This is a genomic window from Endothiovibrio diazotrophicus, from assembly GCF_054657215.1.
The window spans coordinates 25,385-39,213 of sequence record NZ_BAAHXB010000001.1 but is presented as its reverse complement, the minus strand read 5'-3'; the positions used below and the strand labels follow the sequence as shown (position 1 = coordinate 39,213).

At 60.2% G+C, this 13,829-nt stretch carries 12 protein-coding genes; all 12 read right to left on the bottom strand.

The genetic code is table 11. The annotated features are described in order from the left end of the window. Positions 1-3 precede the first annotated feature (3 nt). Positions 4-1,506: a hypothetical protein gene (locus ACYQ2W_RS00155; protein WP_459862184.1), complete on the bottom strand. Its 1,503-nt coding sequence runs from the start codon at positions 1,504-1,506 to the stop codon at positions 4-6. 15 nt (positions 1,507-1,521) lie between these two features. Continuing rightward, positions 1,522-2,862, bottom strand: a complete 1,341-nt coding sequence (locus ACYQ2W_RS00150) for a TIGR04372 family glycosyltransferase (RefSeq protein WP_459862182.1) — start codon at positions 2,860-2,862, stop codon at positions 1,522-1,524. An 89-nt stretch (positions 2,863-2,951) separates the two neighbouring features. Further along, positions 2,952-4,697 (bottom strand): radical SAM protein, encoded by a 1,746-nt coding sequence (locus ACYQ2W_RS00145; protein WP_459862180.1) that lies wholly within the window; start codon positions 4,695-4,697, stop codon positions 2,952-2,954. A 243-nt stretch (positions 4,698-4,940) separates the two neighbouring features. After that, complete coding sequence (locus tag ACYQ2W_RS00140; RefSeq protein WP_459862178.1) at positions 4,941-5,774, bottom strand: SDR family oxidoreductase; 834 nt, start codon at positions 5,772-5,774, stop codon at positions 4,941-4,943. A 34-nt stretch (positions 5,775-5,808) separates the two neighbouring features. Then, positions 5,809-6,879: a radical SAM protein gene (locus tag ACYQ2W_RS00135; RefSeq protein WP_459862176.1), complete on the bottom strand. Its 1,071-nt coding sequence runs from the start codon at positions 6,877-6,879 to the stop codon at positions 5,809-5,811. Positions 6,880-6,918: 39 nt separating this feature from the next. Further along, a complete protein-coding gene (locus ACYQ2W_RS00130) occupies positions 6,919-8,202 on the bottom strand; it encodes an FkbM family methyltransferase (protein ID WP_459862174.1) in 1,284 nt (427 codons plus the stop codon). Positions 8,203-8,206: 4 nt separating this feature from the next. Beyond that, complete coding sequence (locus tag ACYQ2W_RS00125; protein ID WP_459862172.1) at positions 8,207-9,079, bottom strand: tetratricopeptide repeat protein; 873 nt, start codon at positions 9,077-9,079, stop codon at positions 8,207-8,209. Continuing rightward, entirely contained in the window at positions 9,076-10,047 is a 972-nt protein-coding gene (locus ACYQ2W_RS00120) for a sulfotransferase domain-containing protein (RefSeq protein WP_459862170.1), read from the bottom strand. Before ACYQ2W_RS00120 ends, ACYQ2W_RS00125 begins: the two co-directional genes overlap by 4 nt. A 73-nt stretch (positions 10,048-10,120) precedes the next feature. Then, the gene (locus ACYQ2W_RS00115) at positions 10,121-10,756 is read right to left on the bottom strand and encodes an HAD family hydrolase (RefSeq protein ID WP_459862168.1); all 636 of its coding nucleotides are present in this window, start codon (positions 10,754-10,756) and stop codon (positions 10,121-10,123) included. A 4-nt stretch (positions 10,757-10,760) separates the two neighbouring features. Continuing rightward, positions 10,761-11,390, bottom strand: coding sequence for an SIS domain-containing protein (locus ACYQ2W_RS00110; protein WP_459862166.1), 630 nt, complete (start codon positions 11,388-11,390; stop codon positions 10,761-10,763). Between the two features lies 1 nt (position 11,391). Further along, positions 11,392-12,378: an SDR family oxidoreductase gene (locus ACYQ2W_RS00105; RefSeq protein ID WP_459862164.1), complete on the bottom strand. Its 987-nt coding sequence runs from the start codon at positions 12,376-12,378 to the stop codon at positions 11,392-11,394. Between the two features lie 16 nt (positions 12,379-12,394). Further along, positions 12,395-13,498 carry a radical SAM protein gene (locus ACYQ2W_RS00100; protein ID WP_459862162.1) on the bottom strand — a complete coding sequence of 368 codons (1,104 nt, stop codon included), beginning with the start codon at positions 13,496-13,498 and terminating at the stop codon, positions 12,395-12,397. Between the last annotated feature and the right edge of the window lie 331 nt (positions 13,499-13,829).

Sequence of the window (13,829 nt, the reverse complement as noted above, 5' to 3'; positions counted from 1 at the left end):
CGCTCAGGCCGCCCCCGCCATATCCCGCCGCGACCGCCAATGGGCGACGACCTTCGCATAGAACGCGCGCAGCCGGCCGGCATTCGCTTGCAGGGTGAGCCGGGCGGCCGCAGCCGGCGGCACCGCGGGCGGTCGTTGCAAACCCGCCCAAAACGCTCGGCTACGCAATGTCCCGGTATCGACACACACCGCACCCGCGTCACGGGCAAAACGACAACAGAACTTCATCGCCGCATGAACGATGGGCGTCACCCCCGCATCGAGATAGTCCACCATCCGGTTCCCGTACGAATACAGGTCCTTCTCCACGCGCCGAATCGAGTCGCTGGAGTAGTTGTCGTTGGCGTGGTGCAGCCCATGCAAACCGTAATCGAAACCGGCCATCGCAGGCACGTAATCCCGCGGCGGCAAGGTGCGATGAATGGTGCAGTGGTGGCTCCGCTCACAGGTCGCCAGGTAACCGCGGAACCGCTCGCGGAACTGCGCCTCGCTGGCGCGATAGTCGAACGCCGGGAATAGGTGCAGCTCGACGCCGCAGCCATCCAGCAGATCGATCAACCAATGGATGGAATCCGGATGCCGGGGGTCCTCGCCGGAATCCAGCGTCCCCGCCACCGCCACACGGATGGCCCCGCCGGAGCGGGGTTTCCGCTCGATCGGGAGATCGCCCCAACAATATTCGGGAAACAGGATAGACGGGCAATGACGCGAAAGTTCACCACGGCGACGCATCGGCTGAATCTCCAGACTACGGGCGCACAGACCATCCACCTGCGCCAGCCAGAGCCGTTCGAGCGCCGCCTGATGGCGCCAATATCCTCGCCGGTCGATCAGGTAACCTTCGCCGATGACGTCGTAGAAATCGCCGATGACCGGCAGCGAGGTCGTCGAGAGTAGGCGATTGATCCCCTCATTCTCCTCCATGCTGCAAAAGACATGCACCACTCCCGGCCCGTGGCGGGCAACCGCCTCCTGCAGGCAGGCGCCCACTTCCGCAAGCGTGGCGAACGAATAGATCCCCTCGAACGACTCCTCATCGAGCGCATAGGACACACCACCGGAAAGAAGCAGTACCACCCGACCACCGAAATGGCGGATGGCCCGTGCGATCTTGATCTCCCTGACCCGGATGGCGGCGGGAGCAACCAGGTAGACCCGATCGGCGAGGGGCTCGCCGGCGGAGAGGGAAGGCCGCCCACCGCCACGCAGCCAGGCCGCAAATGCGGTATTGGAGGCCCCCCGCACGCCCCACCCCATGCGCGCCTCCAGCGACGCCAGCAGCTCCACCACACGAGTCTCCGTCGGCAACGCGCGGGCCGCCATGCCAGCCACCCGGACGCCCGCCTCCATGCCGGCGCTCCGCAGATGCGCCTCCAGACCGGGAAGGAAACGGTCGTCCTCTGACAACCGGTTGAAGAGGTCGATCGCCTCCCGCCGCCCGCCCGCCATCCAGAGCCGTTCCGCGGACTCCAGTGCCGCATCGAGATTCCGGGCACCTTCACGCATCCGACACATCCCCCTTCACGCAGGCTCCGAATCGAGAAATCCCGGAAACCAGTCGCAATAGGCCTCGGAGACCTCGAAGTAGGGAAGCGCCCCCAGACTGAACCAGTTGCGCAGCGACTGTTGCCAACGTTCGCGGCCGACCGCTGAAGAGAGCGCCCGTCCATGCTCGATCTGCGCGATTCGACGAAAACGCTCCTGCCGGGGGCCGGTCAACTCACCACCCCGCCGCAACCACTCCTCGGTGACCGCGAGCAGAACATCCGGCGGCAAGCCGTGCAGTTCGAGACCGGCAGCGGCGAACTCCGCATCCCGTTGCAGATGGTAGACACCGCCCTCGACGATCTCTCGATGGGACAAGTAGCGCCCCCGCCGACGATCGAAATAGCGCTGATAGGCGTTGAATTCGACGGCGGTGGGCGTTCGATTGTAATGGTAGGTGGCATTCAGCGCGAGCACCGGTACCCCCCATGCCCAAGCCAGCGCCCCCGGTCCTGAATCGGAGAGAATCATGAAACGACTGTGGGAGACCACGAACCAATCCAGAATCGGATCGTAGGCGCGATGGTGCGGCAGATCGATAATCTCCTTGGCGAACGGAAAGAGGAAAGAGAGTGCGGGCATCCCTCGATCCCCGATACGGACGACCCGATACCCTTCTTCAATCAGCTTCTCGAATACCGGACCGTAGTCTCGGATCGCCACATCCCGCTGTTTCTGGCTACCGGAGCTCTCCCGCACATGCACCGCAACCAAGCGGTCATCCTCACCGATGCCGACCGAGCGCGCCACCTCCGCACCGAGCTTGCGGTGAAACTCACCAACCATCGGCGGAGAAGGCTTTACCCCGCGAGCATAGCGCTCGTCGAAAAGCTTTCTTGGAAAGAAAACCTCGTTGGTCAAAAGAAAGAAACTGTCCTCGAAATCGAGGATGCCCACATCGCATTTCGCCAGCGACAGAATGGCCGGATCGTCGACTTCCACGTAGGTAACCGAAGAGAGCATGATATCCATGACCCGCCGGTTGGCCGCGTAGGAGAGGGCGGGGCCGACGATGACCAAATCGTCGAACAGGTCGGAATAGAGTTCACGGTAGCCCCAGATCTCGCGAACCAGATTGCCCATCATACTGGCCCGGTCGAATATCCAAATCAGCGTTCTACGCTGTCGCGAATTGGTATGCGCCTTGATAGCCGAAAGAGTTCGCCTCAACAATGGTGCCAACCACACCCGCCACTTCTCCCGCCACGCAAGTGAATTCTCCCTCCCCCAGATGGTCTGTCCCAACTGGTCAATGGAAAACCTGATCAGGTCCGTATGAGAAAGCGCGCTAGAAAGGTTCAGCTCCCCACTAGCCATGATCAACCCCCTACTGAGCGACAAACAAAACTTCGCTGTATTCAACCATGCGAAATCGGACCAAAGCCAGGCATCGCCCAGGCCACCAATCAAACCACCGAGTAAACTCGCAGAGAACTCCCATATAACTCACGAATAGATTCGGCGATAGCATCTCGTGATCCGCGACTGGCAATCAACACATCGGTACCGTAGCAGCTGATTCTACCGGGGGCCACTACTGGCACGCCCTCCACGGCCTTCCCCCAAATCGCCATATTGCTGTCCGCCACCGCTTTGACACAGATAGAGCCAATCCGCGTGCGGCTCATCAGTTCCTTAAACATCTCACCAGCTCCGTAAACGACCACATCCCGACCAGCCAGAGATACCGCCAACCGATTGGCGGAATCGATCTCAAATTGAGCCAATGCGTTTAGATCATGAACTTGGATGTGAGGCCAGCGCGTACTGATTAAATTTGTCGCCCGCTGCGCCCAATCACCAACCGCGAACAGAAGCACCTCTTCCGCTCGATCCATAACCATCTCCGGAGGACAAATCTCGACGCCCCCAAACCATCGCCCTTCATGTCGCCCCCCATCATCAACGATTCCCTGAATATCAAGGTCATCAAATATTCCAGCAGACATTAGCGAGATCAAACGTCGATCCACCCCCCAAGCAACCACACGCTTCCCGACGAGTTGAAGCTCCGCAATGCGGCGCGCCATATTCTGCATTTCGGAATCGGAAAGAAGAATTCCCCGACGTCTCTCACCATCATTCTCCCCTTCCAAATCCGCTCGCAGTCGTACCAATCGATCAATCAGCAAGTCATTGCCATAGCGTTGAGCGATGCGCTGGCTCTCGCCCAATGCTTCTCGCCAACTCAGTTTTTCCAGAAGATCAGGAAACAAAAAAACATTTTCATCCCAGTACTCTCCTGAAATCCCACTAATTCCAACATCAATGCCGAGCGACGATGCCAGCTCTATTAATTTTGGAAACGATTCTATTGACGAACGCATAATCACGCTGTTGATGGATACACGCCATCCCGGATGACGATCGCGCGCCTGCGCGATTAGCCGAAGATTTTCTTCCACTACCGACCACTTGGCTTTCCGACGAATAATCTCATAAGCATCTCCATAGCCATCAACACTGATCCAAAAATCCAGCCCCTCGAGCTTTTCAAGCATCGGCAGATACTTGTGCAACAACACGCCATTAGTATACATACCAAGGCGCGGCCCACAGCGGTATTCAGCAAAATAGTCAAGCACCGCCTTGGTCTGCTTCATATACAGCGGTTCACCCCCCGAGAGTTTGACGATCGCCATACCCTGATAGCCTACCTCACGAACCAGCTCAATCAACGCCTCACCGCTCACCTCATGAGTTGGATTATCGCGCGTCTCCTTATCCCCAAGAACACACATCACGCAATCAATGTTGCACCGTGTGGTAAGAAGGATAGAGAACACCAGCGGCAAATAGGATAGGCTTAACTCCCCGGCGTGATACGACGCCTCAATCCGTTCCCATAACTCGGCGTAACGCGGATCAGTCAGTGGTGGAACTTCCGGCAGAGTCGATATCTGCCTGTTCGAAGCGATACAACTTTCACAGGGGAGGCCCGATAAATCACCCCGAATAAGGCGCGAACGGAGCGATTTCATCTCGGTCGAGTTGAAGCGGGCCCTCACACCCTCCACCGCCATCAAATTCGGCGCATCCATCGGCGCCTTGAAATGGAGGAAGCAACAAGGCGTATACGACCCATCGGGAAATCCCGACAAGTAGAACCAAGGATTAGCGCACGGCGAAATTGCCATCTGGCTCTCCAGCATTTGGTGGTATCAAGCAATAACCCAATATGGCCTAGCCGAAACCAAGGTCCGTCCCTCGGCAGACCAAATATGATTTTTTGATTTGGCTGACTTGCGCTAGAGGTCGAGGCTTCCAATACCCCTGTCTACTTCTTGTTCGTAGAATTCGAACTATCCAAAAGAGGCCGCAGCCGTAGATCACTGAAAATGCCACTGCAGTATGAACGAACCAGTTTTTAAGGAACCGCGTCAACGCAAAATGGATCACGCCAAGTATTCCAGCAGAGAAAGTTTCCAAGAGCGTAACGGACCAACCACCTCGCTAGCCAACGCGGTATTCAGCGGCTTATAGACACCGGAGCCGAACTCGCGATCGAGGGCGGGCTCGATCGTATTGTCCGTCCCCAGTATTCGCGCGATCTCCACCACGAAGTCGTAGTAACTGGTCACCGGTTCACTGGCGAGGTGCACGATGCCGCGACTCCCCCCCGGAGCAATCGAATTCAGGAGCGATTCGGCCACATCCAGAGAGTAGGTGGGCGTATCGATCCGGTCGCGGGCGATACGCAGCGTGCGCCCCTCGCCCAACCACCGCACCACCTTGTCGACGAACCCCTCGGCCCCACCGCTCAACCGGCGCCCGAACAGGGTCGGAAAACGAGGGACAACGGCTTCGCTGCAATACTCCCGGGCCAGATTCTCGCTGAGCACCTTGGTCGCCGAATAGATGTTCATCGGGTGAGGGGGGTCGGATTCGGTATAACGCCCTTCCTTCTTGCCGTCGAAGACCGCATGGCTACTCGGCTGAACGAACACACTCCCCTGCGCCTCACACGCCTTGGCGATCTCCGTGACCGCACCCACGTGCAATCGCATCGCCAGCTCCGGTCGGCTTTCACAAAGTTCGATGCTCGGCAAGGCAACGAAGTTGCACACCGCGTCCGGCCGGTGCGCATCGATATACGCTGCCGCCGCGCCGTCGTCGGCCAGATCCACCTCCCGGTGGGAGGGCGAAAGCAACTCGTGGCCGGCTTGGCGGGCCGTCTCCACGAAGCCGGCCCCGACCAGCCCCGTACCTCCGAAAACAACGATCCTCATCGACATCCACTCCAACGGGACAAGCGCCCAAGGTTCACACGAAATTCACATGGTCCGGCGGGTTCGACAACTGGTCCAGGAACTGGTTGACGTAATGCTGGCGGCAATTGCTCTCGCAATCGCGGTTTACGTTGACCTTCTGAATCCGCTCCTGCACTTCCCAGTAGCGATCGCTCTTCACGATCGCCTCCAACCCCTGCTCGACCACGTTCCCCATGAGGAATTCATCCCTCCGGATGTTGAACCAGTGGCCGCAAGGAAAGACGTCGCCGTTACCACTGATGGCGATGATGAATTGGGTACCGAAACAGACCGGGTAGTCCTTGATTCCCTCGTTGCCCAACTTGCTCCACTTGATGATCACCGAATAGTCCTCGGTGGCGAACGATTCCGCCTCGCGAAACAGATCGCCCAACCCGGCATACATCCCGGTGGGTGAATCGAGATCACCGTCGTAGGTGTCGGAGCAGGGTTTGACGACCAGATAGTCCACTCCGCACTCCCGGCCCAGGCGAGCCAGCGGAACGACATCGTTCACGTTGTCCTTGACCAGCACCATCTGCATGCCGATGGTGGTGGTCGATCCGCGTTCCCGTTTGTGCTCGACCAGGGAACGGATGTTGTCAATCACCTGCTCGAAACGGTTGACCTGATGGATCCTGCCGAACGATTCCTGACTGGAGGCGCTGATGTTGAAGCGAATCCACACCAGCGAATCGAGCAGCGTCGGCATATCCTCGGAGCGCATCCGGATGCCGTTGGTCGCCAACCCCAAATCGAGGTCGATACTCTTGCCGTGTCGGACGACGTCGGCCAACGCGGGATTGAGCGTGTTCTCCCCTTCACCGATCAGCGCGATGGAGCGGACACCGATACGCTTGGCATCGTCGAACACCCGCTTGACCGCCTCGGCCGGCATGTTGTAACGGGAGTTGCTGTTGTTGCCGCCGTACCCCGCGCGGTTCTGCAAGACGCCGTAACAGTAGGTACAGGCCATGTTGCAGCCGGTGGAAATACCCATGTCGATATGCAGGGGGGCGATGCGTTCCCCTGCCTTCCACTGAGCCACCCGGTCGGGATGCCACAACAGTTTGTGGCCATCCATATTGTAACGATCCGCCATAGCAGAACCCTCCTATTCGTGTCACCTGCAATAAAGCACCAGAGAAAAAGGCCCCTCCATCTTGCAGCGCACATACAATTCGGTCGGTCCGAGATCCCGCACCAACTTGGGCAACTCCAGTATGTCCTTGGAACTGTGGTACAAGCTGACCGCCAACACCGGACGATGCTTCTCGATCGTTTCCCGCGCCCCCCGCAGCACACACTCCTCGAAACCTTCGACATCGAGCTTGATGAAATCGACCCGTTCGACACCCTCGCGCCGGCAATAGCTGTCGAGGGTCGTCACCGCCGCGACCGAATCACCGCTCGACGCGGCGAACGCCCAGGGCGCCCCGCTGATCGAGGCCGCCATGGCCACCTCTCCGTCGTATTCACCCACCGCCGAATTAACCGCGGTGACCCGTTCGGACAGCCCGTTTCGATCGATGGTTCGCCGCAACATCGCATAGCTCTCCGAGGTGGGTTCAAACGCATGAACCCGCCCCGAAGGGCCGACCAGGTCGGCGAAGTAGACCGCGGTATCTCCACGGTAGGCGCCCGCGTCGAAGACCACGTCTCCCTCTTTAGCGCGGATGAACTCCATCTCGTACAGCTCGGCGAAGAGTTCCGCGGTACACACGTCATCCATTCGGTCCAGGCGATAACCCTTGTACAGGACCTCGTCGCCGCTCACCTCCTCCTCCCGGCCGGTGCGGAAGATCTCGGTCATCCCCTCGTCATTCATGGTCCGCGACAGCATCGTTATGAGCAGCGTCTGTCTCGACTTCTCGTCGGCCAGCATCTCCAACACGTCGGAAAGCTCGTTCACGATCCGCTCTGCCGACCAACCATCGGGGTAGGAGTAATCGAACATCGACAGCCGAACCACCTCACCACGATAGCCGTCCAACACCTCATCGAGCGTACGCTCGGTGCGTTGCAGGTAGTGGTTGCTGGTGATGTAGAGCGTGGTGATCCGGTCGCTGAGCGCGGCGAAATCCGCCAACGCCTTCACCTCGGCGCCAACCAGCGACGTGGCGCCGGGGTTGCCGTCGAAGACGCCCACGATCCGCGATATGCAATCCGGCGAGCGACTCGCCGCCTTCTCCAGCACCGCGTTGGCCAGCCGGTTGCACGGGTAGAATGCGACCCCGTCGGGGTTGGCGGCGATTCGCTCGGCGATCCGCTCCAGCGATTCGACGCTCTCGAGCCGCCGCTTCAAGAGATCCAGCGCGTAGTTGACAAAACTCATGAATTTCTCGACCCCAACAGTAACGATCGCAGTTTGCCCTGCCGGTTCCTCCCGGCCCGGTGATTGATGCACGCGGTCACCTCGCCGCGCCGGCCTCCGGCTCTGCCTGGCGTTCAGCCGTCATGCGGATCACCTCCGAGAAGTGCTCCTCCGCCTGCCGCCCTCCCTCCTTTCCAAGAAGACCTTGGGCATAGAGCTGCCCGAGAGCGACGTGCGCCATCACATACCCCCGGTCGGCCGCCATCGAGAGATACTTCCTGGCCTCCTTCACGTCGACCCCGGCCCCCCACCCACGCACGTAGCAAACGCCGAGATAGTAGAGACTGAGCAGATCCCCCGCATCCGCCCCGCCCCTGAACAGCTCCGCCCCCTCGCTCCTCACCCACTCGCTCGCCCTGGGCTCGCCATTGTCCATGGCGACTACCAGACATCTCGACATCTCGGCCATCGATGCGGAGTCCGCGCCCTTTTCATGAAGCGCCTTCGCCAGGGAATAACCGACCTCGAACTTACCGTGGTCAAACACCCCGCGGAAAAGTTCGATGGCCCGATCGAGATCCCTCTCCAGCCCCAGCCGCCCTTCGGCATACGCCGTTCCGAGCATCTCCTGGGACGAGAACGACCCCTTCTCGGCCCCCTCCTCCAGGTAGGTGACCGCGCGGGACAGGTCCACTTCGCCAAGCTCGCCCTGGAGATAGATCTCCGCGAGCAGGTGGTAGGCGGAAAGGTGGCCACGACCGATCGAGCGCTCGAACCACCGGACGGCTTCCTCGACATTCTTCTCGCCGCCAAGACCGTAATAGGCCATCCGCCCGAGATTGAACTCCGAATTCGCATCCTGCTCTTCCGCGAGCTTCAAGAAGATGCTTTTGGCGAGACTCCAATCCTCCCGGTAGTAGGCGGACAGCGCGGTCTCATACTCTCTGGACACGTCGCTCTTTTCGTTCATACCTCGGCTCCTTCATGGGCGGCGTACATCTCTCGGTACGGCTCGAACACGTCCCTTCGGAGGGTCTCCCGAACGCGCTCGGCCAACGCGGAAGTCATCTGGCTCACATACTCCGACTCCGGTCGGGAAATCCCGCCACCAGGGAGACGTCGACAGAACTCCCTCTGGGACGAAGCGTTCCCCGACAACACCCTATCGAAAAAGGAGAAGAACTGCCTCTTGTAGTGCAGGAACTCCCGTTCTCCCAGATCCGCGTTGATCGACAGCCAGTTGACCACGCCGTTGAAGTGCGAAAGCACCTCCGTCGCCTGATCGGAGAGCGACTCGTTCTTTCTCCTGGAGGGGTCGGGGAACAGGGGTATTTCACTGAATTCACGAATATCGCTGAAAAACCTGCGCTCGTCGTGCGCCAGCAATTCCAACGGCAAAACCAGCACGTTATCCGGTCCGAACTCGGCGACGTAGACCTCCACCAGCCGATCGACGGAGTAGGCACCGAGGAGATAGCCGTGCTGACACCGACAAAATCCTTCCAGATCCCGCTCGACGCCCACCTTGACGTGTTGCTTGTAGAGACTGTTGATCCACGCCCGCGGGTTTCGCGCGACGATCAGCACTTTCCCGCGGGGAAAGGCCTCCTTGAGATGTCTTGCGATTCCACGCTGGTAGGCATCCAGCTGCCGATCGTCCGGGATAAGGGTGTTTTCCCAATAGTGCCAGCCGGCCAGCCGTTCGTCGGAAAGGAACACGGACCTCGCGTCGGTCTCGTCGACCACTCCGTGCAACGTTTCATCCGCCGGCTGTTGCGGAGTCTTGCCGAGGATATCCCGATCGAAGACGGCATAGCGAAAACGCTCCAGCGGCATGAACGGTACGTATTGGATGTCCGGTGCTCCGTCGGCAACATTCTGCAGATAGGTGGAACCACACTTCTCCAGCCCCACATGAATCAGCACATTCGAATTCATCAATACTCAGTCCACACCGCAGGTTGATGGAAAACCGTGACCATTTGCCGCCATCGGAGCGCCCTCCCTCGCATCAGCGGAAAACCAGCTTCTCGATTCCCGCCCACGAAGTGGCTACCCGGATACCGTTGAAACGGGCCGTCGAGGGCGCCGAAGGATCAGGCTCCAGGCTCGAAGGAGAGAACAGGATGCAGTTGACGGATTCCGGGAAAGTGGACTCCGCAAACACTTCGGGCAGATCGTCGACGAACCAGTCGCACGCCAATTGTGCGATTCGCTCGACCTTCTCCCGCCGCGTATTCTCGAAATAGACGCTTTCCCTCACCAGCCCGATGTCGTTCGGCATGAAAAACCCTTGATCCTCCATCCATGCCATCGCAGCCTGACGCAGGTTGACGCGTTCCTCATCGAAATGACCGAATTCCGTCTTGTGGCTCACCACGGCAACCTGGACGCCCCGCTCCCGGCAGCGCCGGACAAAACGTTTCACGCCGTCCATCGGCGATGCATAGGGCATGTATTTGCCGTAGACCTTGCCCTGCAGACGCTGCCACTCCAACGCCCCCTCCGGACGCAGCAGGATCAGCTCCTTGACCCGCCTCTTGTCCTCTGCAATCGCCTCCGGCAACAGCCCCCATTCGACCGCGACCTGCCTGAATACCGAATCGTATCCGGCGATCGTGTTGTCGAAATCGATGCCGATCCGCAAGCGCTCAACCCCATCGACCGGCGAAATCGATCACCGCGTGACAGAGCATCTGATGCGCCACCTCAACCGAGCCGTACAGGGGAGATGGAACATACAGGTTCATGTCGCCGCTTCCGCGCAACGGATTGTCGGGCGCGAATCCGCTGAACGTGACGACGGAGCAGCCGGCCGAGCGCGCAGCCGAGACGCCCTCCAGGATGTTCATCGAGGCCCCCGAACTGCTGATGGCGACCAGCAGATCGCCCTTGCGGCCGTGCAATTCGATCTGCTCGGCGAAAACCCGCTCGAATCCGAGATCGTTGCCCATACAGGTGAGGCTCGCCCCATCGTTGAACGCCATCGCGGCCACCCCACCGTTGCGGGTGAAATCGATGGCCAGATGGCTGGCAATCGCCGCCGAGCCGCCATTCCCGATCACCATGACCTTGCAGCGCCGGGAGTGCACCGCAGCCACCTCGTCGATGATCCAGTCGAGCGCGCCGTCAACGCTGTAGGCCATACCGCGCTCATCGGTGGCGGAGGCGTTGCGGAACAGCTCCAGCAGGCCGTTCAAATGACCGTCGTACCGGCCGCTCTCGCGCGGCTTCCCCCGTTTCGCCGGGGAGGAATCAAGCAGATGGGCAACCGAAGTCATGTCACTCTCCTCCCAGGTAACGGAACCAGTCGCGTGTCGCATCGCTGATCCCCTCGACCGTCCATACCGGCGCCTCCCGCCAGTAATCGATGTGTTCCACCATGGTCGCCACGCCCTCCTCGAAGGGGACGTTCGCCCGCCAATCCAGCAGCGAGTGGATCCGACGAACATCGGCAAAAGTGCAGTCCGGCTCGCCGGGACGCTTGGGGATGTGGACGACCTCTCCACCCAACAGCTCCACCAGGCGGTTCACGCTGTAGGTATTGTCCGAGCCGACGTTCATGATCTCACCGCTCAGATCGGACTGGGCGGCGCGGACGAAGGCCTCGACCACGTCGGAGACGAAGGTGAAATCGCGGGTTTGGGTGCCGTCACCGACCACGGTGAACGGTTCACCCGCCAGCTTCTGGGCGAGGAAGACACCGAACACCGCGCCGTAGGTCCCGGAGGTGCGCGAACGGGGTCCGTAGACGTTGAACATGCGTAGCGAGACCGCCGGCAGACCGTAGACCTGGCTCCAGTGCATCACGCACTGCTCGCCGAGCATCTTGGCCAGGGCGTAGGGGTACTGCGGGCGCATCTCGGAACTCTCCGGCGTCGGATAGACGTCGGGGATGCCGTAGCACGAGGAGGAGGCGGCATAGATGAAACGCTTGACCCCCGCCGCGCGGGCCGCCTCCAGCACCGAGACGGTACCGTCGACATTGGCGCGGTGGTAGGGCACCGGCTGCTGGATGGAGGGGACGATGTCGGCCAGCGCCGCCATGTGGAATACCCACGACACCCCCTCGAAGAGCGGTCGGATCGCCGGATCGTTGATGTCGATCTGGTGCACCTGGAGCGCCGAATTGTCGGCAAGATGGGCGACGTTCTCGAAGCGGCCGGTGGAGTAGTTGTCGAGCACCACCACTTCATGCCCTTCGTTGAGCAATCGCTCGACGATGTGACTGCCGATGAATCCCGCGCCGCCGGTAACCAGTGCCTTCATGCTCTGTCTCTCTCGCTCAGATGAAGTTGACGTGGGGCACCCGCCCCTCTTTCAGGTCGAACAGGTAGCGGTTGACCTCGTCCATGCGGCAGTTGCGGCGGCACTCGGAGATATCGAGATCACGACGTACATATTCGAAGTTGCGCCGTCGCCGCTCCCCCTGCCACACCGACTTGAAGCCCGCCTCGAAGACGTTGCCCAGGGCGAAGCGCTCGTCCTTCAGGTAGGCCGGGCAGGAGAAGAGTTCGCCGTTGGTCATGATGTGCGCCCAAAACAGCGGCGTGGAGTAGCAAGTGGTGTAGCGCTGGGCAATCGCCTGACCGTACTTGCGCATGGTGTTGGCGCGGAACACCACCTGGAAGTCGTCGGTGGAGTAAGGAGCCAGGACTTCTTCCAGGTGGAGGTAGTCGTCGTAATCGATGTTCTCGTAGCGGTGGGTATTGCTCGCCAGGTGCTGCGAGTAGGGTTTGATGACCAGATAGTCGAGACCGATCTCGTCACGGCAGAGCTGGGCGAGCCGCTCCAGCTCGTCGGCGTTCTCCGGCAGCAGGATCGCCTGGGCGCCGATGGTGGTGGCGAAGCCGCGACTGCGGCGCACCTCGACCGCATGGCGAAGATTGCCGATTACCTTGTCGAAATCCCCCTCCTTGGAGCGGTGGATCGCCTGGTAAGTCTCGGCGCTGCCGGCGTTGATCGACACCTTCATCCAGGTCACCTTGTCCAGCGCCTCATCGACGAAACGCGAGTTGACCACGGTGCCATTGGTAGTAATGCCGAAATCGAGGCCCGCCTCGGCGCCGGCGTTGATCGCCTCGACGATCTTCTTGTGCAGCAGCGGCTCCCCCTCGCCGGCGAGGTGGACGCTCTTCACGCCCTGCTCGCCCATCTCCCTCATCAGGGTAACCAGCGCCTCGTCGTCCATGGTGACCGGCTCGTAGCCGATGTAGTCGTAGGCACAGAAGGTGCAGCGGTGGTTGCAGGCGCCAACCGGCGAGAGTTCCACATAGATCGGGGCGATCTCCCGGGCACGCTCCCAGTCATCACCGGCGTCCAGGAAGCGAGCCACCTCCCGCGGGTGGTACATCATCTTGTGGCCATCGATTCGGAACTTGTCACTCATATGCCACCCAACCGGTTGCGGCTCCCGGAAAAAACCTGTTGTTCACTGTAACCGCAACCCGTGCGCGCAAAAAACCGTTGCCCTGCGGGTGAATTCGCATCGGCCGCCCTCCGAAAATGGGAAGGTCCCGATCCCCGTATTCGGCGTAACGGCCTCCAGAGGATTTCCTTGAGGCGCCCTGGAGAGCTTCCGCGAGGCGCCGTCCGAGTCCTTTCATAATTCGTCTAATTGTGATCCCGCCGGACTATATCATGGGCACCTGACATAGCGTACCCCAATATGTTGGTAGGAAACGGAGGTACGCCCGCTGGACAGATGGCGATAGAGAGAC